This window comes from Brevibacterium sp. MGP-B1 (assembly GCF_057766545.1).
Map to the genome: position 1 here is coordinate 2,659,306 of NZ_CM173407.1, position 21,922 is coordinate 2,681,227.

Annotated in this window: 20 protein-coding genes; 10 read left to right on the forward strand and 10 right to left on the reverse strand. The window is 65.8% G+C overall.

Translation table 11 applies throughout. The features are described 5' to 3' along the window. Complete coding sequence (locus AC3CD9_RS12160; protein WP_488364100.1) at nucleotides 1-1,086, reverse strand: substrate-binding domain-containing protein; 1,086 nt, start codon at nucleotides 1,084-1,086, stop codon at nucleotides 1-3. Continuing rightward, nucleotides 1,083-2,066 carry a LacI family DNA-binding transcriptional regulator gene (locus tag AC3CD9_RS12165; protein WP_488364101.1) on the reverse strand — a complete coding sequence of 328 codons (984 nt, stop codon included), beginning with the start codon at nucleotides 2,064-2,066 and terminating at the stop codon, nucleotides 1,083-1,085. The genes AC3CD9_RS12160 and AC3CD9_RS12165 overlap by 4 nt, the downstream gene beginning before the upstream one ends. Before the next feature lie 227 nt (nucleotides 2,067-2,293). Here AC3CD9_RS12165 and AC3CD9_RS12170 point away from each other — a divergent pair, with 227 nt between their 5' ends. The 4 genes from AC3CD9_RS12170 to AC3CD9_RS12185 all read left to right on the forward strand — a co-directional run bounded on the left by AC3CD9_RS12170 (nucleotide 2,294) and on the right by AC3CD9_RS12185 (nucleotide 7,052). Then, entirely contained in the window at nucleotides 2,294-3,001 is a 708-nt protein-coding gene (locus AC3CD9_RS12170) for an ABC transporter ATP-binding protein (protein ID WP_229663984.1), read from the forward strand. A gap of 3 nt (nucleotides 3,002-3,004) precedes the next feature. After that, nucleotides 3,005-4,333 (forward strand): DUF4032 domain-containing protein, encoded by a 1,329-nt coding sequence (locus AC3CD9_RS12175; protein WP_488364102.1) that lies wholly within the window; start codon nucleotides 3,005-3,007, stop codon nucleotides 4,331-4,333. A 147-nt stretch (nucleotides 4,334-4,480) separates the two neighbouring features. Then, the gene (locus AC3CD9_RS12180; protein WP_488364103.1) at nucleotides 4,481-5,368 is read left to right on the forward strand and encodes an SDR family NAD(P)-dependent oxidoreductase; all 888 of its coding nucleotides are present in this window, start codon (nucleotides 4,481-4,483) and stop codon (nucleotides 5,366-5,368) included. Nucleotides 5,369-5,552: 184 nt separating this feature from the next. Then, nucleotides 5,553-7,052, forward strand: a complete 1,500-nt coding sequence (locus AC3CD9_RS12185; protein ID WP_488364104.1) for an amino acid permease — start codon at nucleotides 5,553-5,555, stop codon at nucleotides 7,050-7,052. Between the two features lie 66 nt (nucleotides 7,053-7,118). Here the strand turns inward: AC3CD9_RS12185 and rlmB are convergent, their stop codons facing one another. Continuing rightward, nucleotides 7,119-8,057, reverse strand: coding sequence for a 23S rRNA (guanosine(2251)-2'-O)-methyltransferase RlmB (gene rlmB, locus AC3CD9_RS12190; RefSeq protein ID WP_139468133.1), 939 nt, complete (start codon nucleotides 8,055-8,057; stop codon nucleotides 7,119-7,121). Nucleotides 8,058-8,117: 60 nt separating this feature from the next. After that, nucleotides 8,118-9,569: a cysteine--tRNA ligase gene (gene cysS, locus AC3CD9_RS12195; protein WP_488364105.1), complete on the reverse strand. Its 1,452-nt coding sequence runs from the start codon at nucleotides 9,567-9,569 to the stop codon at nucleotides 8,118-8,120. A gap of 246 nt (nucleotides 9,570-9,815) precedes the next feature. On the opposite strand from cysS, the gene AC3CD9_RS12200 reads away from it, so the two are divergent. The 5 genes from AC3CD9_RS12200 (at nucleotide 9,816) to AC3CD9_RS12220 (ending at nucleotide 15,175) form a co-directional block, all read left to right on the forward strand. Then, nucleotides 9,816-11,363, forward strand: coding sequence for a sodium-dependent transporter (locus AC3CD9_RS12200; protein ID WP_488364106.1), 1,548 nt, complete (start codon nucleotides 9,816-9,818; stop codon nucleotides 11,361-11,363). Between the two features lies 1 nt (nucleotide 11,364). After that, nucleotides 11,365-11,478 (forward strand): methionine/alanine import family NSS transporter small subunit, encoded by a 114-nt coding sequence (locus AC3CD9_RS12205; protein ID WP_101543736.1) that lies wholly within the window; start codon nucleotides 11,365-11,367, stop codon nucleotides 11,476-11,478. 350 nt (nucleotides 11,479-11,828) lie between these two features. Next, the gene (locus AC3CD9_RS12210) at nucleotides 11,829-12,920 is read left to right on the forward strand and encodes an S-(hydroxymethyl)mycothiol dehydrogenase (protein WP_172171511.1); all 1,092 of its coding nucleotides are present in this window, start codon (nucleotides 11,829-11,831) and stop codon (nucleotides 12,918-12,920) included. After that, nucleotides 12,920-13,591 (forward strand): MBL fold metallo-hydrolase, encoded by a 672-nt coding sequence (locus AC3CD9_RS12215; protein ID WP_172171513.1) that lies wholly within the window; start codon nucleotides 12,920-12,922, stop codon nucleotides 13,589-13,591. The genes AC3CD9_RS12210 and AC3CD9_RS12215 overlap by 1 nt, the downstream gene beginning before the upstream one ends. 171 nt (nucleotides 13,592-13,762) lie before the next feature. Then, nucleotides 13,763-15,175, forward strand: a complete 1,413-nt coding sequence (locus AC3CD9_RS12220) for an amino acid permease (protein ID WP_488364107.1) — start codon at nucleotides 13,763-13,765, stop codon at nucleotides 15,173-15,175. 184 nt (nucleotides 15,176-15,359) lie between these two features. Here AC3CD9_RS12220 and AC3CD9_RS12225 read toward each other — a convergent pair whose 3' ends face one another. From AC3CD9_RS12225 to AC3CD9_RS12240, 4 genes are all read right to left on the reverse strand, one after another. Further along, a complete protein-coding gene (locus AC3CD9_RS12225) occupies nucleotides 15,360-16,535 on the reverse strand; it encodes a hypothetical protein (RefSeq protein WP_488364108.1) in 1,176 nt (391 codons plus the stop codon). Nucleotides 16,536-16,633: 98 nt separating this feature from the next. Further along, nucleotides 16,634-17,119 carry a 2-C-methyl-D-erythritol 2,4-cyclodiphosphate synthase gene (ispF, locus tag AC3CD9_RS12230; protein WP_488364109.1) on the reverse strand — a complete coding sequence of 162 codons (486 nt, stop codon included), beginning with the start codon at nucleotides 17,117-17,119 and terminating at the stop codon, nucleotides 16,634-16,636. Beyond that, nucleotides 17,116-18,153, reverse strand: a complete 1,038-nt coding sequence (locus AC3CD9_RS12235) for an IspD/TarI family cytidylyltransferase (protein WP_488367545.1) — start codon at nucleotides 18,151-18,153, stop codon at nucleotides 17,116-17,118. The genes ispF and AC3CD9_RS12235 overlap by 4 nt, the downstream gene beginning before the upstream one ends. Continuing rightward, entirely contained in the window at nucleotides 18,147-18,629 is a 483-nt protein-coding gene (locus tag AC3CD9_RS12240; protein WP_025779034.1) for a CarD family transcriptional regulator, read from the reverse strand. The genes AC3CD9_RS12235 and AC3CD9_RS12240 overlap by 7 nt, the downstream gene beginning before the upstream one ends. Before the next feature lie 352 nt (nucleotides 18,630-18,981). Between AC3CD9_RS12240 and AC3CD9_RS12245 the strand changes: the two genes are divergently transcribed. Next, on the forward strand, nucleotides 18,982-19,545 hold the full coding sequence (locus tag AC3CD9_RS12245; protein WP_488364110.1) for a hypothetical protein: 564 nt from the start codon (nucleotides 18,982-18,984) through the stop codon (nucleotides 19,543-19,545). A gap of 195 nt (nucleotides 19,546-19,740) precedes the next feature. On the opposite strand, the gene AC3CD9_RS12250 is transcribed toward AC3CD9_RS12245, so the two are convergent. Beyond that, nucleotides 19,741-20,424: a response regulator transcription factor gene (locus tag AC3CD9_RS12250; protein WP_039208435.1), complete on the reverse strand. Its 684-nt coding sequence runs from the start codon at nucleotides 20,422-20,424 to the stop codon at nucleotides 19,741-19,743. Then, nucleotides 20,421-21,845 (reverse strand): ATP-binding protein, encoded by a 1,425-nt coding sequence (locus AC3CD9_RS12255; protein ID WP_488364111.1) that lies wholly within the window; start codon nucleotides 21,843-21,845, stop codon nucleotides 20,421-20,423. The genes AC3CD9_RS12250 and AC3CD9_RS12255 overlap by 4 nt, the downstream gene beginning before the upstream one ends. Nucleotides 21,846-21,922 lie beyond the last annotated feature (77 nt).

Genomic DNA, 21,922 nt, shown 5'->3' on the forward strand with positions numbered 1-21,922 from the left:
TCAGCGGCGCTGCGGGGGCACGGCGCTGGCCCGGAGGACGAGGTCCGGGTCGACCGTGTAATCGACGTGCACGCGCGCATCACCGGCGGCGATCATCGCGCGGATCTCATCGATCGCCGACTGCGCCACGGTCGCCCAGTCGTAGACGACCTGGGACAGGGGCGGTTGGACGACATCGGCGTCGGGGACGTCGCCGACCGTGAGCAGTGACAGGTCCCGGGGCACGTCGAGCCGCAGCCGCTGGGCGGCCTCGAGCATGCCGAAGGACAGGGACGGGGCGCAGGCGATGACGGCGGTGCAGCGCAGATCGAGCAGCTCCTCGGCGGCGGCGACTCCGGCCATCGCTCCGCCGGCGGCCTCGACGACGGGGGCCTGATCACGGGTGGCGGGAATGTGGAGGATCCCTGCCATCGATCTGCGGAAGCCGGCGATGCGGGCCGGGGCCGCCGAATCGCGCAGCACGGCGAGCCCGATCCGTTTGTGGCCGAGGTGGACGAGGTGCGCCACGGCGGTCTCGATTCCGCCGGTCGCGTCGAGGTAGATGCGCGAGATCCCGTCGTCGTGGCGGGCATTCGAGATGCGGATGAGCGGCAGCCCGCGTTCGGCGAGCATCCCTGCGAGCACACCGGCGGCACCGCCGCCGACGACGATGGCTCCGGAGATCGTGGGGCCGCCGTGTTCGCTGCCGAGGATGGTCTCGAGCAGGGCCTCATTGCGTTCGGCGATGGCCTCGATGTGGACGACGGCGATGCCGAGCCCGAACATCCGGTTCGTCAGGATCTCCGCAAGCCGCGAATACGGGTCCACGTTGCCTGCTGACACCGCGGGTTTGATGAGCGCGATGAGCGACGAGGCGGCACCCGATCCGGCCCCAGCCCCTGATCCTTCCCGTGTCCCGGATGAGGCGTACGGGGCCTGCCCGGCAGCGCCGAGGATCGCCAGGGCCTGCCGCACCTTCGCCAACGAGGCGGCCGACACCGATTCGGGATCGCGCAGAGCTCGTGAGGCGGTGGCTTTCGAGACTCCGGCGGTGCCGGCGATCTCGGCGAGACGGACGTGCCGGTGCTCGGGCAGGTGCTCCCTCATTGGCGGGCCGCCGTCGTCGAGGTTCGGGCGACGAGTCGAGGACGGAACACCGGAGGCACCGAAGGCAGACCCGTCGTCGAGATCCGCAGGGTCTGCAGCGTCGCATCGATGAGGGCATTCGACAGCCCCTCGACGTCGAGGCCGAGCACCGTGGCCGGCGGGCCTGTGAACTTCATCGTCGGGGAATCGCCGAATCCGACGACCGACATGTCCCGCGGCACTTGCAGATGCCGATTCCGCAGTCCGTGGAGGGCGCCGTGCAGCTGCAGCGCGGACTGGACGATCACCGCTGTGCAGGTCGCATCCTTGAGTTCGAGCACCGCACGTGATCCGCCCGAGAACGACTTCGGCACCCGTGAGATCCAGTCCTCGAGGTTGAGCCCGAGGTTTCTGGCCGGATGTTCGGCGAGGAAGCGGCGGATCAGCTGGATGGCCAGTTCACCGCTGTCGTTGCAGATCAGCCCGATGCGCCGGTGGCCGATCGCCCGCAGATGTTCGAAAGCCGTGGTCATCCCACCGCCGAGGTCGAGGCGCGCGGCGATGACCTCCGTCCCGGCTTCGGAGACCTCCTCGGTGGCGGACTGTTCGGCGACGCGGATGCAGGGGATCTCCGTATTCAGACTCGTCATCGTCGTGGTCACCAGGGCCACGGCGCCCGCGTCGATCGCGGTCTGCAGCGGTTCCGGGTCGGTCTCGACGAGCGGGCGGGTAACGAGGAGATCATGATCCTGCAGGGCCTTGGCCACGCGGGTGCAGACCTGGACCTGCCAATGTTCGGGATTGCCGGGAGCGCTGACGGCCACGAGCCGCCTCGGCGCATCATGGAGCAGGGTCGAGCGCGAATAGCCGAGCTCGCTCATCGCCTCCAGCACCTTCGCCCGGGTCGACTCGGCGACGGCACCGCGTCGACCGAGCACTCGGGAGACCGTGGCCAGGGAGACTCCGGCCCTGGCAGCGACCTCGTCCAACGTGACCTTCATACGAATCAGTCTACTTTCGCGCCGTGGTCTGCGTCGGCGCATCCGGCGGGGTGGACGCCGCGGTATGCGTCGGCGCACAGCCATCGTGCTGAGAATCACTCTACGCTTTGTCGAATTCACAGAGTACCCCAACCATCCACCCCTTAGGATGAGAGTGACTGAGCATCCCTGCCGGGTCACCGACGACCAGCTGCTCACGGAGTTATTCAGAAGTTTTAGGAGGACTTATGTCAACGGTGTCGTTGAATGGCCTCAGTCATGTCTACGAGAACACGACGTCCGAATCCGTCCACCCGTTCAATCTCTTCGTCGATGACGGAGAGTTCCTCGTCCTCTACGGACCCAGCGGGTCGGGCAAGTCGACGATCCTGCGGATGCTGCACGGACTTGAGACCCCGAAGTCCGGCACGATCCTCATCGACGGCGCGGATATCACCCACGCCGCCGTCAACGACCGCGATGTCACCCTGGCGTTGGAGAGCTACGCGCTCTACCCGCATATGAGCGTGCGCGACAATCTCGGCTTTGCGCTGCGCGTCGACGGCCTGCCCGCCGACGAGATCACAGAACGCGTCGAATCCGTGATGGACAAGATCGGGCTGAGCGACATCCTCGATTCGGTTCCCGGCGACCTCACCCAGCTGCAGCGCCAGACCGTGGCCCTGGCGCGTGCCGTGGTGCGCCGACCCAAGGTGCTCATCATGGACGAGCCCGTGGTCAATCTCGTCCCCGAGCAGCAGGCGGAGACTCTTGCGCTCATCAAGCAGCTGCAGCAGGAGTTCGGGCTGACGACGATCTACGCCACTTCCGATCTCGAGGATGCGAAGGTCCTCGGCGACCGGATCGCCTTCCTCGATCGCGGGCGGCTCATCGGCGTGGAGACACCCGACCTCGCCGAGGCGCTCGTGGCCTCGGTCTCCGACACGGACTCCTGAGCCGTGCCGGGAACCCTGCCCCCGCCGGACCCGTCAGCACAGGCCTCACCATCGACTGCAACTTCGAATAGCGCGGCCGCATCGGTCGGCGCGGCCGCTCCCTCACCGGAGATCCACACTGTCCGGAACGCCGATCATGCGGCCCTGGCCGAACTCCCCTGGCACCTGCCCCTGGCCGAATGGCCCGAGAAGCTGCTCGGCGGCCTGCCCCGCGGAATCTCCCGCCACGTCGTGCGCTATGTCGAGATCGGAGACGAAGTCCTCGCGATCAAGGAGACTGACGACGCGCAGGCCACGCGTGAGTTCGACATCCTCGGCGCGCTCGGCAACCTCGACGTCCCCCTCGTCGAAGCCCGCGCCGTCGTCGGAAAGCGCAGGACCTCATCGGGCCAGGCACTCAAGGGCGCTCTCATCACCGCCTATCTCGAATTCTCGCTGCCCTACCGTGCGCTGTTCTCCCGGGACCTGGCCGAGGACACCGGCGGGCGCCTCGTCGACGCTCTGGCCGTGCTGCTCGTTCGCCTCCACCTCGTCGGCTTCTACTGGGGAGACGTGTCCCTGTCGAACACGCTCTTCCGCCGCGATGCCGATGCCTACGCCGCCTATGTCGTCGATGCCGAGACCGGCGAGCTGCACGACCAGCTCTCCGACGGGCAGCGGAACATGGACCTGCGGATCGCGCGGATGAACATCGCCGGGGACTTCCTCGATCTGCAGGCCGCGGGACTCATCGCCCCCGAGACCGATCCGCTGGCGGCCGGTGAACGGCTCTGCGAGTCGTACAACGCGCTGTGGGCGGAGCTGACCCGGGTCGAGGAATTCAGCGTCAACGAACGCTGGCGCATCGACGAACGCATCCGCCGCCTCAACGACCTGGGCTTCGACCTCGGGGAACTGACTGTGACGACGGATCTCGACGGCATCAGCCTCCTCGTGTCCCCGAAGGTCGTCGAACCCAACCACCACTCACGGCGTCTGCTTCGCCTGACCGGGATCGGCGCGAACGAGAACCAGGCCCGAGCGATGCTCAACGACCTCGATTCGTTCCGTTCGGCTCCCGAGATCGCCGAATTCGACGAACTCGACGAATCCCAAGCCGCCCGCCGCTGGCTCGACGAGGTGTACAAACCCCTCATCCAGGCAATCCCGGAGAACCTCACCCGCAAGCTCGAACCCGGGCAGATCTTCTACGAGTTCGCCGAGCACCGCCGCACCATGGCGCGCGCCCGCCAGCGCGACATCCCCACGATGGAGGCCATCGCCTACTTCATCGTCGACTACCTGGCGAACCTCCCCGACGAGATCCGCTACGTCGACAGCAAGAAATTCTGACACCCTCCCCGAGGCGGTCCTGACCTCAGCCGATGTTCCACAAGGTGAAACGGGGACCGCGGGGCCGCCTCGGCGGGCATACCTTTGAAGTCCACGGAGCGACACCGGTGTCGCTCCGGAACCGAACCCCGCCCGGAAGGATTCCCGATGTCGACGAACGAGCCGATGCCCACGAACGAGAACAACCCGTCGATCCCGTCCCTGTTCGACCTCAGCGGGCGCACGGCCGTCGTCGTCGGGGCCGGCTCCGGACTGGGCCAGGCCAGCGCGATCGGGCTCGCCGATGCGGGGGCGCACGTCGTCGTCGCCGACCTCAACCTCACCGGCGCCGAGGAGACCGCCGCCCTCATCGCCGCTCGCGGCAGCGGGTCAGCCGCCCACTCCACGGCGCAGGGTACGGCGGCGGACGGATCGGCCGCGCCGGGAGCGGACGGAACGGCCACGGCTGCAGCCGTCGATATCACGGACACGGCCTCCGTCGATGCCCTCGTGGACGCCTGGGCCGATGCCGAGATCCTCGTCATCACACCGGGGGCGAACGTGCGCAAACGCCTCGTCGACACCACCGACGACGAGTTCGACCGGGTCATCGACATCAACCTCAAGGGCACGTACCGGCTGATGCGCGGGTTCGGCCGTGAGATGGGTGAGCGCGGTCGCGGGTCGATCGTCACCTATGCATCTTTCCGGGCGCTCGCCATCGAACCCGGCCAGGGAATCTATGCAGCAGCGAAAGCCGGTGTCGTCCAGCTGACGAAGACGATGGCCAGCGAGCTCGGCGGTCAAGGAGTGCGCGTCAATGCGATCCTGCCCGGCCCGTTCGACACTCCCCTGACGCAGCAGATCAAGACCGACGGCAAGTGGTGGGACGCGTATGCGGACAAGACCGCCCTGGGCCGCTGGGGTCGCCTGCACGAGATCGCCGGGCCCGTCCTGTTCCTCGCTTCGGACGCCTCGAGCTATGTCACCGGGCACTCGCAGCTCGTCGACGGCGGCTGGATGGCGCAGGACGGCCGGTTCACCCCCGACGTGTGAGCACGGCTGCCTCCGGGCGGCCAGCCATGTGGACTCGTTGTCGCCGTGTGAGACCTCTGTCGTGTGGGACCTCTGCCGTGTGAGACCTCTGGCGTGTGAGATCCGCGACGCTGCGGGGCGGAGTGACCAGTGATCGCGCGGGGACCCGGCGAGACAATATTCATGATTATGCAAGAATATTCAGATGACCGTTTCGCACACTTCGCCCACCCCGCCGGCGCACACTCCCACAGGAGTGCTGCGGCAGCTGGGGCGACGCAAGTCGATCAGCGCCATGACCGCCGAGGCCCACACCGATGCGCAGACCGCGCAGCAGGGTGGGCTGCGGCGGACCTTCGGCGTCTTCCAGCTGACGATGATCAGCGTCGGTGCCACCTTGGGCACGGGAATCCTCGTCATCCTCGGCGAGGCGGTGCCGGTGGCCGGCCCCGCAGTGTGGCTCGCTTTCGTCCTCGCCGGAATCACCGCGCTGCTGTCGGCGGTCAGCTACGCCGAGATGGCCGGAATGGTGCCGGTGTCCGGGTCGAGCTATTCGTATTCCTACGCCACCCTGGGTGAGGGCGTCGCGTGGGTCTGCGGCTGGTGTCTCGTCCTCGAATACGCGGTCTCGGTCGCGGCGGTCGCCGTCGGCGCCGCCGACTACGTCAACGAGACCCTGCGAGTCTTCGGCCTCGAACTGCCCGCGTCCCTGACCACGGGGCCGGGCCTGGCCGAGTATCCGGACGGAATCATCAATGTCTCGGCTCTCATCGTCGTGGCCCTGGCGACCGTGCTGCTCATGCGCGGCGCCCGCGAATCCGGTGTCGTCAACACCATTCTCGTCTTCGTCAAGATCGGCATCCTCGTCTTCTTCGCCATCGTCGCGTTCACCGCGTTCAAGGCCGGCAACTTCGCGCCGATGCTGCCGATGGGGGCCGCCGGTGTCACCGCGGCCGCCTCCAGCGTGTTCTTCTCCTATATCGGCTTCGATGCCGCGTCCACGGCCGGTGAGGAAGCGAAGAATCCGCGCCGTGACCTGCCGCGGGCGATCATCTTTTCGATGCTCATCGTCACCTCGATGTACGTCCTCGTCGCCGTCACAGCGATCGGGGCACGGCAGTGGCAGTGGTTCGACGGCGCTCACGCCCCGCTGGTCCAGATCGTCGAGGAGATCACCGGATCGAATATCGCGGTGCTGCTCTTCGCGGTGGCCGCGGTGCTCGCGATCTTCTCCGTCGTCATCACCGTGCTCTACGGACAGTCGCGGATCCTGCTGACGATGGCCAGGGACGGAATGGTGCCGAAGATCTTCGGCCGCGTCTCCCAGCGCACCGGCACTCCGTTGATCGGCACTCTCATCGTCGGCGGCCTCGTGGCCATCACAGCGGCGTTCATTCCGCTCGGCGAACTCGCCGACGCCACGAGCATCGGCACCCTGTTCGCGTTCTGCCTCGTCAACATCGCCGTCATCTACCTGCGGTTCAAACGCCCCGACCTCGAGCGCTCATTCAAGGTCCCGTTCGGGCCGGTCGTGCCCGCGCTGGGAGCCGTGGCGTGTGCGTTCCTCATGGTCAACCTCGGCGGGCGGACCTGGATCGTCTTCGGGGCGTGGATGGTCGTCGGCGCGATCGTCTACTTCACCTACAGCCGCCGCCACTCAAGAGTCGGGGCATTGGACGAGCAGACCTACCGCACCACCCTCTGATTACTACCTGACGGCGGCCCAGCAACCTCGCGAGGTTGCTGGGCCGCCGTCAGGTAGTAAGAGGGGTCAGGGGCGGCGGGCTCTTGCCACCTCGTAGAGGGACACGGCAGCGGCGATGCCTGCATTGAGCGACTCGGTGGTCGCGGCGATCGGGATCGACACGATCTGATCGCACTTCTCCGCGATGAGCCGCGATAGCCCCTTGCCTTCGGAGCCGACGACGATGCACAGCGGGTCGCGGGTGAAGGTCAGCTCGGGCAGCTCGACGTCTCCGTCCATGTCGAGGCCGACGACGAAGACGTTCTGCTTCTTCAGCTCGTCGATCGCCCTGGCCAGGTTGACCACCTGTGCCACGCGGATGCGCGAAGCGGCACCGGCCGAGGTCTTCCACGCGGCGGCCGTCATCGAGGCGGCGCGACGTTCGGGGATGATCACACCGTGACCGCCGAAGGCCGCCGTCGACCGGACGATGGCACCGAGATTGCGCGGATCCGTGATCCCGTCGAGGGCCACGAGCAGCGGCGTCTCGGCACGTTCGGCCGCGAACTCGAGCAGATCGGAGGGATCGGCATAGTCGTAGGGCGGGACCTGCAGGGCGATGCCCTGGTGGATCGCATCATCGGTGAGCCGGTCGAGGTCGGGCTTGCTCGCTTCGAGCATCGAAATGCCGCGCTGAGTCGCGAGAGTGATCGACTCGCGGACCCGATCGTCGGAGTCGATGCGTCCGGAGACGTACATCGCGGTGGCCGGAACGCCCTCGCGCAGTGCCTCGAGGACCGAATTGCGCCCGGCGACCATATTCGGTCCGAGTTCCTTCTTCTTCCGCTTCGCCTGCGCCGAGGCGTTCGAGCTCTTGCGCTGCTGCGCGGCCTTGTGCGCCTTGTGATAGACGCGGTCCTCGGCCTTCGGCGTCGGCCCCTTGCCACGCAGGCCACGCTTGTTCTTACCGCCCGACCCCTTGGTCGGACCCTTCTTCGAACCGCCGGAGCGGGGATTGGAAGCCATCTGATTCCTTCAAATACGTTGGGGCCGCGAGCTCGTGCCCGTGACCGAAAATCGTCGCCCTCAGCCCTCGCCGAGGTGGTAGCGGTATCCGTCGGCCGTGTCCTCGATGACGATGCCGGCTGCGGCCAGCTCGTCGCGCAGGGCATCCGCGGTGGCGAAGTCCTTCTTCGCCTTCGCCTCGGCCCGTCGCTCGGCCATGGTGGCCACGAGGGAGTCGAGCGCCGACTCCGCCTTGGCATCGGCCGCCGAACCGGCCCAGACCGCAGCACTGGGATTGACACCGAGGATGTCGAGCATGAGCTCCGCCTCGGCGACGATCCGCGCCAGGCCCTCCCGGTCGCTGCCGGAGTCGAGGAGCTTCGCCCCCTCACTCACGGAGGCGAAGACCACGGACAGGGCACGAGGCACACCGAGGTCGTCGTCGAGAGCAGCGGCGAATTCGGCGGGCACGTCGACGCTGCGTGAAGCGTAGGAGTCAGTGACATCCGGCAGCGCCGGCGCGTCCGCGCCGAGTGCCGGGCGGGCGCGCTGGAGGAAGTTCTGCAGCCGTTCGAGCGAGGCCGCGGAGCGTTCCATCGCCTCGTTCGAGAAGTCGAGGATCGACCGGTAGCTGGCACCGGTGAGGAAATAGCGCACGGCCAGCGGGCTGAACGTGTCGAACAGGTCGGAGGCGAAGACCGAATTGCCCAGAGACTTCGACATCTTGTCCCCGCCCACATTGAGCAGGCCGGAATGCATCCAGATGTTCGCGAACTGGTCTCCGGCGGCACGGGACTGCGCCAGCTCGTTCTCGTGGTGCGGGAAGCGCAGGTCGAGTCCGCCGCCGTGGATGTCGAAATTCGACCCCAGGTACTTCGTCGACATGGCCGAGCACTCGATGTGCCAGCCCGGTCGGCCCCGTCCCCAGGGCGAAGGCCACGAGGCGGTGATCGGCTCGGAGTCCTTGTGCGCCTTCCACAGCGCGAAGTCCCGGGCGTCATTCTTCCCGCGCAGCTCGGCGCCCTCGGACAGCTCCATGTCGTCGAGCTTCTGGTTCGTCAGTGCCCCGTAGTCTCTCCACGAGGCGGCGTCGAAGTAGACATCGGCGCTGCCGTCGAGCGCGGGGTAGGCATGACCGGCCTCGATGAGGCGGGAGATGAGCTCGATCATCTCCGTGATGTGCCCGGTTGCGCGCGGTTCGCTGCTCGGCGGCAGAACGTCGAGCGCGTCGTAGGCTGCGGTGAAGGCGCGTTCGTACTTGTACGCGTGAGCGAACCACTCCCGCCCCTCTTCGACGGACTTCGACAGGATCTTGTCGTCGATGTCGGTGACGTTGCGGATCATGGTCACCCGGTAGCCGCTGTAGAGCAGCCAGCGGCGCAGGGTGTCGAACACCGAGGCCGACCGCAGGTGGCCGATATGCGGCTCGCCCTGCACCGTGGCGCCACAGACGTAGATACCGACCTGACCGTCGTTGACGGGGCGCAGTTCTTCGGTCGTGCGGCTGGCGGTGTTATAGAGCGAGATAGTCACGCCCACAAGTCTACCGGGCCCGGCCGATTTCCCCGTTTCCCGATATTCGATACGCGACTGTTATGCGCATCACGTGACGCGTGGCACATTGCACAGAATTTTCACAGTAAAGTGGGGCCATGCAATGAAGACGCAGATGAGAACCATGCTCTCACAGCCGACTTCAATTCCGCCGGACCGCCTCACAGATGAGATAGGCTCCGGCACTCGGCCTCACAGCAAGCAGGCCGGACAAGAAAGGACACCATGTCGACTAAAGCCACACCCCAGAGGGAGGTCTTCGCCACCCGCGGCGCGTTCATCTTCGCTGCCATCGGTTCGGCGGTCGGCCTCGGCAACATCTGGCGCTTCCCGTACATCACCTATGACAACGGCGGCGGCGCCTTCCTCATCCCCTACCTCGTCGCACTCCTGACAGCAGGCATCCCGCTGCTGTTCTTCGACTACGCGATGGGACACCGTTCGCGCGGTTCCGCCCCCTTGGCATTCCGCATGGCTTCGAAGGTGACCGAGCCGATCGGCTGGTTCCAGACCGGCATCGCCTTCGTCATCGGCATCTACTACGCAGCGATCATCGCGTGGGCCGGTTGCTATATGTTCTTCTCACTCAATCAGGCGTGGGGAGACGATGCCGCCGGATTCTTCACCGGTTCCTTCCTCAAGGCCGGCGACCCGGGTGTCTCGTTCGAGTTCGTCCCCGGGGTGCTCATCCCGGTCATCATCGTCTGGATCGTCACCCTGGGCATCCTGCTGGCAGGTGTGCAGAACGGCATCGCCCGCTTCTCGAAGATCTTCATCCCGCTGCTCGTCGTCCTCTTCCTCGCGCTCGTCGTCAGGGCGCTGTTCCTGCCCGGTGCGGCCGAGGGCCTCGACGCCCTGTTCACCCCGGATTTCGCAGCGCTGACCGATCCAGGCGTGTGGATCGCGGCCTACGGTCAGATCTTCTTCTCGCTGTCGATCGCCTTCGGCATCATGATCACCTACGCCTCGTACCTCAAGAAGAAGACGAACCTCACCGGTTCGGGTCTCGTCGTCGGCTTCTCGAACTCCGCATTCGAGATCCTCGCCGGCATCGGCGTCTTCGCCGCACTCGGCTTCATGGCAGCCGCCGAGAACACTCAGGTCTCCGAAGTCGCCGACAGCGGCATCGGTCTGGCCTTCATGGCCTTCCCGACGCTCATCTCCGAGATGCCCGGCGGCGGAATCTTCGGTTTCGTGTTCTTTGCCTGCCTCGTCTTCGCCGGACTGACCTCGCTCATCTCGATCGTGCAGGTGCCCATTCAGGCGATGCGCGAGAAGTTCCGCCTCAGCAACAAGACCTCGACATTGCTCGTCGGCGGGGTCATGGCGATCATCTCGATCCTCCTGCTGACCACCATCACCGGCCTCTATGTGCTCGACACGATGGATGCCTGGGCCAACAACATCGGCATCGTCGGTGCCGCGGTCGTCGGACTCATCGCCATCGCCTGGTTCGCGCGCAAGCTGCCCGTGCTGCGTGATCACCTCAACGCGATCTCGAGCTTCAAGGTGGGCTGGTTCTGGATGATCATCCTCGGCGGCGTCACCACACTGCTGCTGGCCTACATGCTCATCACGCAGATCATCACCTACTCCACCGAAGGCTACGAGGAGTACCCGACGAGCATCATCGGCGTCTTCGGTTGGGGCATGATCGGCGTGCTCATCGTCTTGGCAATCGTCTTCACGCTCATCAAGTGGCCGAAGAAGACGCTCGTCGAGGCAGAAGCCGCAATCGCCGACTCCGTCGAACAAGAGAAGAAGGGAGCCTGAGATGGGAACTTCAGCAATCATCATGATGGTCATCGCCATGGTCACGGTCTGGGGCGGTCTGATCGCATCGCTGCTCCACCTGCGCAAGCACCCCGACGAGGAAGCGGCCGAATGACCTGTCCGGGGTGAACCCCACCCCGTGATCACGTCCGGCTGAGTCGGATCCGCAGCGCCGCCTCGGCGACGTGGATCGGCTCACCCTCGCCGAGGCGGCCCGATGCATCCGTGCATCGGGCCGCCTTCGTCGTTCCACCTTCGTTTCACTCCGCCCACAGACAGCCCGCCCACCACCGGTCCTGCCCCGCCCATGTCGAACGCATCGTCTCACTCCCGAACCGCCCGCTGGTCGCAGACGTCCGGCCTGGTTAGGGTGGGGGTGTGAGCACTCCGTCCAAGGGTGCACTCAGTCCACTTCGGGTGTTCCCGTCCGCGGACATCCGTCACCGAAGACATTTAGGAGACGCAATGCCACAGACCGTCAAGGGCGTCATCTCCCGCAGCAAGGGAGCCCCGGTCGAACTCACCGACATCGTCATCCCGGATCCGGGACCGGGCGAGGTCGTCGTCGATGTGAAGTCGTGCGGCGTCTGCCACACGGACTTCCACTACCGCGAGGGCGGGATCAGCGACGACTACCCGTTCCTGCTCGGCCACGAGTCGGCCGGAGTCGTCTCCGAGATCGGCGAAGGGGTCACCGAGGTCGCGGTCGGCGACTTCGTCATCCTCAACTGGCGCGCCATCTGCGGCGACTGCCGTGCCTGCAAGCGCGGCGAACCCTGGTACTGCTTCGACACCCACAATGCCTCGCAGAAGATGACCCTGCCCGACGGCACCGAGCTCGAAGCCGCTCTGGGCATCGGATCCTTCGCCGAGAAGACACTCGTCGCAGCAGGCCAGTGCACGAAGGTGCCCGAGGCGGACCCGGCAGTCGTGGGTCTGCTCGGCTGCGGAATGATGGCCGGTATCGGGGCGGCCATCAACACCGGTGAGGTCACCCGCGGCAAGACCGTCGCCGTGATCGGCGCCGGCGGTGTCGGCTGCGCGGCGATCGCCGGTTCGGCTCTGGCCGGGGCGAACACGATCATCGCCCTCGACATCGATGAGAAGAAGCTGTCCTGGGCCAGCGACTTCGGTGCCACGCACACGGTGTCGACGAAGGGCATGAGCGAGGACGAGGTCGTCGCGGCGATCCAGGAGCGCACCGGAGGCTTCGGCGCCGATGTCGTCATCGACGCCGTCGGACTTCCCGCCACCTGGCGGCAGGCCTTCTACGGCCGTGACCTCGCAGGCACCGTCGTCCTCGTCGGTGTGCCGACCCCGGAGATGGAGCTGACCGTTCCGCTGCTCGATGTGTTCGGCCGCGGCGGCAAGCTCAAGTCATCCTGGTACGGTGATTGCCTGCCCGACCGCGACTTCCCGATGCTCGTCGACCTTTACCAGCAGGGACGTTTCCCGCTCGAGAAGTTCGTGTCCGAACGCATCGGCATCGGCGATGTCGAATCCGCTTTTGAGAAGATGGCCAAGGGCCAAGTCCTACGATCGGTGGTGGAACTGTAATGACAGCTATTGAGCATCTCGTCACGTCTGGCACGTTCTCCCTGGATGGAGAGACGCACGACGTCGACAACAACGTGTGGATCATCGGCGATGATTCCGAGGTCATCGTCATCGACCCGGCCCATGATGTCGATGCGATCGCCGAGGCGGTCGGATCCAGAGACGTCAAGGCCATTCTCCTCACGCACGGTCACGACGATCATGTGCGCGTCGTCCGCGACTTCGCACAGCGGGTGGGCAACCCCACCGTGTACCTCAATCCCGATGACTATGTGCTGTGGGATATGACCTTTGAGAACTACCGTCCCGACGGGCAGATCGCCCACGGCGACACCTGGACCGTCGGCGGAATCAAGCTCAAGGCTCTGCACACTCCCGGCCACTCCCCCGGTTCGACGTGCTTCTTCGTCGAGACTGGTCTGCCGGCTCCGGCATCGGCCGGTGCGGGACGGGCCGTCGGTCCGGTGCTGTTCTCGGGAGACACTCTGTTCAACGGCGGTCCCGGAGCCACGGGACGGTCGCATTCGAGCTTCGAGACGATCATCGAATCGATCCGCGACGTGCTCTTCCCGCTGCCCGAGGCGACCGTCGTGCTCACCGGGCACGGCGATTCCACGTCGATCGGCGCGGAGAGCCCGGCCCTCGAGGATTGGATCAAACGCGGCCACTGAGCCGCCGCAGGCCGGGCTCAGACCGCTCGCCGGCGAAGACGCAGATCGCATAGCCGACCTGCCTACGGTCAGGCTCTGACCGACCAGTGCAACTCGCAGACGCGGGTCGCGACCCACACGGGTTCGCGACCCGCGTCTGCGCTTTCTGCCCCTGCCGGATAGACTCGTCGGGTGCCTGAATCACAGTCTTCGCAGCCCGCCGAGTCAGCGTCCGCCTCGGCCTCCGGTTCTTCTGATACCTCGTCCGACGGTCTCAAGGTGGGGATGAAGCCCCGCCATCTGGTGATGATGAGCCTCGGCTCGGCGATCGGCGCCGGTCTCTTCGTCGGCTCCGGCGCCGGAGTGCAGGCGGCTGGTCCCGCCGTGCTCATCTCCTACGTCGTCGCGGGTCTCATCGTCATCTTCGTCATGCGGGCGCTGGGCGAACTCGTCGCCGCTGACCCGAATCCGGGTGCGTTCTCGCACTATGCGGGCAAGGCCATGGGCCCGGCTGCGGCCTTCGCCGTCGGTGCTCTGTGGTGGGTCCAGCTGTGCCTCGTCGTCGCCGCCGAGGCCACGGCCGCCGCGCAGATCGCGGCTTCCTATATTCCGGCAATCCCCCAGTGGGTCATCGCTTTGGCGATCATGCTCGTCTTCACGGCCATCAACCTCACCACGTCGGGCAGCTTCGGTGAGTTCGAGTTCTGGTTCTCGCTCATCAAGGTCGCTTTCGTCGTCCTCTTCGTCGTGCTCGGTGCCGCATACCTGTTCGGATGGACCCCGGCCGAACCGCCCGCGCAGATCTTCGCCGACGGGTTCATGCCCACCGGCATCTCCGGCATCGCCGCGGGCCTGCTCGTCGTCGCGTTCGCCTTCGGCGGCATCGAGATCGTTGCCGTCGCCGCGGCCGAGACCGCAAATCCCGAGCGCAGCGTCTCCCAGGCGATCAAGACGATCGTGTGGCGCATCCTGTTCCTCTACATCGGGTCGGTGGCGATCATCGTCCTCGTCCTGCCGTGGACGGACGACCGCCTGGCAGAGTCACCTTTCGTGGCCGTTCTCGAGACCGCCGGGCTGCCGTTCATCGCCTCGCTGCTGGCCGCGGTCATCGTCATCGCGCTGCTGTCGTCGATGAACGCGAACATCTACGGAGCGTCCCGAATGTCGTTCTCGATGTCGCAGCGGTCCATGCTGCCGCGCGGGCTCGGCCGCACCAATCGCCGCGGGGTGCCAGTGGCAGCGGTGCTGGCCACCTCGGCATTCGGCTTCGTCGCCGTCGCACTCAACTATTTCTGGGCCGCCGAAGTCCTCGGGGTCCTGCTCAACATCGTCGGCTCGACGCTCATCGTCACCTGGGTCGCCACCCTTGTATCGCAGATCGTTCTGCGTCGTCGCGCCGAGGCGGCCGGTCAGTCCCTGCCGCTGCGCATGTGGGGCTACCCGTGGCTGTCGTATGTCACCTTGGCCGGAATCGCCGTGATCATCGGGCTCGGCCTGACTGTCGAATCCGTGCGCTTCCAGATCGTCGGCACGCTCATCTTCGTCGTCGCGCTCTACCTCGTCGGAGTCATCGTCACGAAGCGTCACCCGAACGCGAAGGTCTGAGCCCGCCGTTCACCGCCACCGCGGCGGCTGTCGGCTTCCGCGCCCGGACCGCGGCAGTCCCCGCGGCAGTCCCCCACCGCCGGACCGTGGCGATCCCGCGCGACCGGGCCGTTGCGATCTCCCTCGCGGCCGGTTGCTCAGTCGCAGCCTTCCGTCCAATGCGGGCATCCGGACTCGTCGAGCCTCAATCGTCAAGTGCGTCCAATGCAGCAACGAGCTCCCGCAGGGCGTGGGCTGAATCTGCCGTTTCCGCCCAGCCGGCGAGCATGTCCCGGGTCTGGCCCACGTGCCGGTTGAAGTGCCTGCCCGCATAGCTCGTCACGTCGATCGGCACGATCCTCTCGACTGCTTCGAGCACGAAGTGCGCGGCGGAACCGAACACGGGAACCTGCACCCCGAGGCGGGTCCGCACTGCTTCGCTCGCTGCCTTCGCGGGGGGATCAAGGTGTGATTTCAGTGCGGCCCAGCTGCCGTCGCGGACGCTGAGTTCGGCGACGAAGGGAATGAACACCGTCGGCGGCAGCAGTACGGCCTCCATCGGCACTGCCAGAACGAGTCGACCCAGCCTGCTGACAAGCGAACGCACCGCGGTCGAGGGTCCTGCGACGAAGAACCGCGGCGCACCTGCAGGTGCCCAGAACCTCACTTCTCGCCCCGGTTCGGCGTCCCTGTCGGCTCCACTGCCGTGACCACCGGCTGCGCGCACACCTCTGTCGGCCTCCCCGACTCGGCTGCCGGCGCTGAGCGCACCACTGTCGGCCTCCTCGACCCGGCTGCCGGCTGCGCACACAACTTCCGCCGGCCCACCCGAATCCAGGCGTTCGGAGAGGAACGCGGGTCCGAATATGACTGCCCGAGTACCAGGGAAGACTGCTTGTGCTCGCTCGAGGTCTCCCTCGACCTGGCTCGTCGTCGCAATGAACGCAGGCGAGATATCCCGAATCGCCGAGACCATCTCTGCGTCGAGATCACCCGGCCGAGTCGTGAGCACGATGAGGTCCCATCTGCCATCAGCGGCAGCATCATCCCAGTCTGTGATCGTCACCCGCCGAGTCGCAGCCACGCGAGTCACCGACCAGCCACTGCCCGTGCTCGCTTGTCTGCCTTCAGCTCCCCCGTTTTCTCGCCCGGCTTCTCCCTCGTTGTTGCCCCCGGCTCGCCCGCTTCCTTCCCTGCAGCTGCCGTGTCCGACACCCACCTGGCCCGAATACGTCGGGTCGAAGGTGCTCACGCGCCTCGGAAAGGCCGTCCGCCCATTGGGACCAGCCGTGCGGGAGACGACGGCGACCTCATGAGCATCGACGAAGAGCGCGGCCCCGGCGATGCCGATGGCTCCGGCCCCTTGGAAGAGGACTCTCACTGCTTGCTCCTTCCTCGACTCTCGTAAATCGGTTCGAGCAGATCATTGCGAATGAACAGGTGCGGGTGATTCGGAGTTCTTGAGATAGTTCGAATACTTCAATTCGGATGAATCAGCGCGGTGGCGATGGCGGCGATTCCTTCGCCTCGCCCGGTCAGCCCGAGTCCGTCAGAGGTGGTGCCCGAGACCGACACGGGTGCGCCGGCAGCAGCCGACAGCGCCTGTTGAGCCTCAGCACGGCGTGTGCCGACCTTCGGACGATTGCCGATCACCTGGACGGAGATGTTCCCGATCTCGAAACCTGCGTCACGGACGATGCGGGCCGCCTCGGCGAGCAGCGCCGAACCCGAGGCACCGGCGAACTCCGGACGGTCGACGCCGAAGTGCTCACCGAGGTCGCCGAGCCCCGCTGCGGAGAACAGCGCGTCGCAGCAGGCGTGGGCGGCCACATCGGAGTCCGAGTGCCCTTCGAGTCCTCGTTCGCCCGGCCACAGCAGTCCCGCGACCCACAGTTCGCGTGCGGGATCGGCGGCGAAGGCATGGACATCGACGCCAGTGCCGATGCGTGGAATGATCTGATTCATCGCGGCTCCTTCGCCGAAGCCGGCGCACCCGGTCCGGGGACGACAGCTCCGTCACGCATCCGGGCGAGCTGTTCCGCGAGGACGAGGTCGAGCGGATAGGTGATCTTCAGCGCCTCTTCGTCACCGTCGACGGCGACAACCTCAACGCCGAGGCGTTCGACGAGCCCCGCATCGTCCGTCGGCAGCACTCTGCCCTGCCGGCCTTCCCCGGGCGTCGGATCTGCCTCTGCAGTCGAGCCCGCCCCGTCGGTTGGGCAAGCGTCATCGGTCGGGACAGTGCCATCGGCCAAGCCAGCCCTTTCTGACGCGCCGACCCAGTCGGCAGCAAACTCGTCATGGGCCCGCCGGAGCACCTCGGCGCGGAACCCCTGAGGTGTCTGGACCCGTCGCAGCTCGGCCCGGTCGAGGTCGCCCCGCACCACTGCACGCCCGCCGGCGCCCACAGCGACGGCAGAATCCGGATTGTCTGGTCGATCCGCGGTGATCTCAGCGCCAGAAACACCGTGGATCGACCAAACAATCCCATCGGAAGCGCGCTCCGCACCCGTGCCTGCACCTGAGCTCGAATCCGCACCGACAGCCCCGTGCGGAACGACCCTCCGCACGGTGTCGATCATCGGCAGAACCGGAACGACTGCCTCGGCGCCGGATTGCAGCGCGGCGACTACTCGGGTGAACACATCGGGCGGGGTCAGACACCTCGCCGCATCATGGATGAGAACGTATTCCGCATCTCGGTTAAGTTTCAAGGCTGTTTGCACCGAAGAATTGCGATCACCGCCACCTGCTACGGCTGTAATTGAAATTTCGCATTTCATCCGCGTGGCTGCTTCGGCGATTTCTTCTTGCGCCCGCAAAAGAAAATCCTCGGGAGCGGCCACCACGATTGCGGAGGCGACTCCCGAGGAGATGATCATCTCGAGGCTGCGGGCCAGAAGGGTTCGACCGTTCACACGGACGAAGGCCTTCGGCTCGCTGCAACCCAGACGGGATCCCGACCCTGCGGCCGGGATAATGACACAGGTGCTCAGGATGCGAGCACTTCGTCCAGCAGAGCTTCTGCTTCGGACTCTTCCTTCTTCTCGGCCAGTGCGAGTTCGGAAACGAGGATCTGGCGAGCCTTCGAGAGCATGCGCTTCTCACCGGTCGACAGGCCGCGGTCCTGCTCTCGGCGCCAGAGGTCACGGACGACCTCGGCTACCTTGATGACGTCACCGGACTGCAGCTTCTCGACATTGGCCTTGTACCGACGGGACCAGTTCGCGGGCTCTTCGACGAATTCGGCACGCAGGACGTTGAAGACCTTTTCAACGCCTTCTTCACCGACGACATCTCGCACACCGACCAGATCGCAATTCTCTGCCGGAACTTCGATCACGAGATCGCCATGGGCGACCTGGAGCTTGAGATACAGCTTCTCCTCACCTTTGATGGCACGTTTCTTGATTTCTTGGATTGTCGCTGCACCGTGATGTGGATAGACAACAGTGTCGCCGACCTGGAAACTCATATTCTCTTCAAACCCCTTTCGCGGAATACCAGTTTACCATGAGGCTCGCCACAGAAATCGTTCAGGGCAGCGAAACTTCATGCTAGGCTCCGCCTCTGCCGCACACCGTGATGAGCCCGACTGCCGCCTCTGCCAGCGAGTACATCGGGAGAGGGCGCATTGCCGAGAAGCTCGGCAGAGATCCTCGACCGACCGCGATGCAGGCCGAACTTCGCTGCCTCTTCACCGAAACTTCAACCGCGACGCGCCCGAGCGTCGCAGAACCTCGACCACTCCGACCACCCGGTTCTACAGCGGGTCAAAAACCGGGTAGTATACAGACTGATCTTGTATTGCCACTTCAAGGAGCATAATGAAACGGCACAACCGCGCGGCTCTCGCCGTTGCCGCACTCGCTCTCGTTATCCCCGTCAGCGGATGTGCAAGCCTGCTGTCTCCCCATCAGACCGCCGAATACCACTACAACGGCGGCGATGGAGCCTCGGGAGCCGTCGGCGACGTCGAGGTCCGTGGGCTCATGCTCATCACGGATCAGGAGAGCTCCGGTCCGGCTCAGCTGTTCTTCACCCTCATCAACAAGGGTGACTCCACCGCCAAGGTGTCCATCGAGGTCGCGGGCACCACGGTGAGCGAATCGATCAAGGCCGGCGACACCTTCGTCCAGGACCCGAAGAGCCCCGAGACCTCGTCCAAGGAAGTCGTCACCGTCGACAGCCTCAAGGCGAAGCCCGGCGATCTCGTCGACATCACCGTCAAGAACGGCGGCGAAGAGAAGGTCATCGAAACCCAGCTCCTCACCGACACCCTGCCGTATTACAACGAGTACGTGCCGTCGGAATCGCCGTCCGAGTCCCCGTCGGACATGCCGACCGAGGACGCCGGAGCCGCGGAAGGCACCGCAACGGCCAACGGCTGATCCGTCTCCCTCGAGCACCGGGCCCAGTCCCGCGCGAGAGCACAGAAGGAGCCGCTCATATCAAATGAGCGGCTCCTTCTGCATTCACGTCCAGTCAGCCGATCCCGGTCTGACCGTCTAGGCGAGCCCGACCTCGCCGGCACAGAATCTCAGGCTTCGCCGGTCAGCAGAGCCGGGTCTCGCAGCCCCAGAAGCTCAGGCTTCGAACTTGTACCCGAGTCCGCGCACCGTGGTGAGCAGACGCGGTTCCGAGGGGTTCTCCTCGATCTTCGCACGCAGTCGCTTGACGTGGACGTCGAGAGTCTTCGTATCGCCCACGTAGTCCTCGCCCCAGATCCGGTCGATGAGCTGACCACGGGTCATCACGCGGCCGGAGTTGCGCACGAGGATCTCGAGCAGTTCGAACTCCTTGAGCGGCATGGACTGCTCTTCACCACGCACGGACACGACGTGGCGTTCGACGTCGATGCGCACTCCCCCGGCCTCGAGCACGGACTCGTCCTCGAATTCCTCGGTCTCGACATTGCGGCGCAGCACCGCCCGCACGCGAGCCAGCAGCTCACGTGAGGAGTACGGCTTCGTCACATAGTCATCGGCGCCGAGCTCGAGTCCCACGACCTTGTCGATCTCCGAATCCTTGGCCGTGAGCATGATGATCGGCACATTGGACTTCGCCCGCAGCTCGCGGCACACCTCGGTGCCGGAGGCACCGGGCAGCATGAGGTCGAGCAGGACCAGATCGGCGCCGGTGCGGTCGAACTCCGCCAGAGCCTTGAGCCCGTCATCGGCGACCGTCACCTCGTACCCTTCCTTGCCGAGCAGGTACGACAGCGGGTCCGAGAACGAATCTTCGTCCTCGACAAGCAGAATACGAGTCACGTTGTGAGCTTCCTTTGTTCGCTTTCTTCGGTCAGATCCTTGGGTGGGTCGGCGGTCGCCCCGCCGTCTCCATTATCACCGGAGGGCTCGTCGTTGTCGCCGGCCGGGTCGTCCGCGCCGGACGCGGCGGTTCCGTGCCCGTCGTCATCCGCCGAGGCGGACCCCGTGGGCTCGCCCTCTGTCGCCGAGGCGGCTCCGGTCGGTTCGTCATCATCCGCCGAGGCGGTCCCGGTCGAATCCGCGGAATGTTCGATGAGGACACCGGCCGGGGCCGAATCGGCAGCGGAGGCTTCCGTCGCAGTTCCGGCCAACGGGAGCACGATCGTGAATGTCGATCCCTTGTTCAGCTGGCTCCACACACGCACTTCACCGCCGTGGGTGGCGACGATGTGCTTGACGATGCTCAGCCCCAGTCCGGTGCCGCCGGTGATCCGGGAGCGTGCCGGGTCCACTCGGTAGAAGCGTTCGAAGACGCGCTCGGTGTCCTGGGCGGTCATCCCGATGCCCTGATCGGTCACGGCGATCTCGATGCGCTCGTCGACGAGGTCGACTCCGACGCCGACGCGGGTGCCCTCGGGCGAGTAGTTCACGGCATTGTCGATGAGGTTGCGCACCGCGTTGACGAGCAGTTCGTAATTGCCTTCGATGAGCAGATCGCTCGGCGGGGAGACCTCGATGTGGATGTTCTTGCCTTCCGCCCCGGTCCGGGCGCGGTCAGCGGCGTCGTCGACCACCTCGGCGACGGAGATCTTCTCGGTCGTCGCGGGAGCGGCGTGGTCCTGAACGCGGGAGAGGTCGATGATCTCCTGGACGAGCTGGGTCAGCCTCTTCGACTCCCGCTGCATCCGCCCGCCGAAGCGTTCGACGGCGGCTGGGTCGTCGGCGAAGTCGGTGACCGCCTCGGCGAGCAGTGCCATCGCACCGATCGGCGTCTTGAGCTCGTGGGAGACGTTGGCGACGAAGTCACGGCGGACGGCGTCGACGCGCTTGGATTCGGTCTGATCGTCGCAGAGGACGAGGACGAAGGAGGTGCCCAAGGGAGCGACGCGGGCGTGGAGGAAGCGGAGCACGGAATCGGAGTTCTCCCGTGTCTGCTCGAGGTCGATCTCTTCGATGAGACCGCGCGCGCGGACGCGGCCGACGACCCGCAGCATCTCGGGCGATGCCAGCGAATGCCCCCTGACCAAGCCGAACGTGTACGCGGCCGGCGACGCCTTGACGACGTCGTCACCGGCATCGATGACGATCGCGGCAGAGGGCAGGACGGCCAGCACCTCGGCGATGCCTTCGGGCAGATCGTCCTCGGAATGCAGATCGGCAGCATCGCGGGAGCGTTCGCTGAATCGGAACGCAAGAATTCCCGCTATACCCAGGCCCAGGCCGACGACGCCGGTCAGGACCGCCACGACTAAGAGATCCACAGCCTCAAGCTTAGGCGCTGTCCATCGTCCCGGCGCACCGAATTCACTTCTGCTGGAAGTATTTGCCGAGGAATTCA

Coding starts and splice junctions, on each gene's coding strand:
- ispF (WP_488364109.1), bottom strand. CDS start 17,119: ATGAATCAGATCATTCCACGCATCGGCACTGGCGTCGATGTCCATGCC.
- AC3CD9_RS12165 (WP_488364101.1), bottom strand. CDS start 2,066: ATGAAGGTCACGTTGGACGAGGTCGCTGCCAGGGCCGGAGTCTCCCTG.
- AC3CD9_RS12160 (WP_488364100.1), bottom strand. CDS start 1,086: ATGAGGGAGCACCTGCCCGAGCACCGGCACGTCCGTCTCGCCGAGATC.
- rlmB (WP_139468133.1), bottom strand. CDS start 8,057: ATGGCTTCCAATCCCCGCTCCGGCGGTTCGAAGAAGGGTCCGACCAAG.
- AC3CD9_RS12210 (WP_172171511.1), top strand. CDS start 11,829: ATGCCACAGACCGTCAAGGGCGTCATCTCCCGCAGCAAGGGAGCCCCG.
- AC3CD9_RS12185 (WP_488364104.1), top strand. CDS start 5,553: ATGACCGTTTCGCACACTTCGCCCACCCCGCCGGCGCACACTCCCACA.
- AC3CD9_RS12240 (WP_025779034.1), bottom strand. CDS start 18,629: ATGAGTTTCCAGGTCGGCGACACTGTTGTCTATCCACATCACGGTGCA.
- AC3CD9_RS12205 (WP_101543736.1), top strand. CDS start 11,365: ATGGGAACTTCAGCAATCATCATGATGGTCATCGCCATGGTCACGGTC.
- AC3CD9_RS12215 (WP_172171513.1), top strand. CDS start 12,920: ATGACAGCTATTGAGCATCTCGTCACGTCTGGCACGTTCTCCCTGGAT.
- AC3CD9_RS12180 (WP_488364103.1), top strand. CDS start 4,481: ATGTCGACGAACGAGCCGATGCCCACGAACGAGAACAACCCGTCGATC.
- AC3CD9_RS12245 (WP_488364110.1), top strand. CDS start 18,982: ATGAAACGGCACAACCGCGCGGCTCTCGCCGTTGCCGCACTCGCTCTC.
- AC3CD9_RS12170 (WP_229663984.1), top strand. CDS start 2,294: ATGTCAACGGTGTCGTTGAATGGCCTCAGTCATGTCTACGAGAACACG.
- AC3CD9_RS12200 (WP_488364106.1), top strand. CDS start 9,816: ATGTCGACTAAAGCCACACCCCAGAGGGAGGTCTTCGCCACCCGCGGC.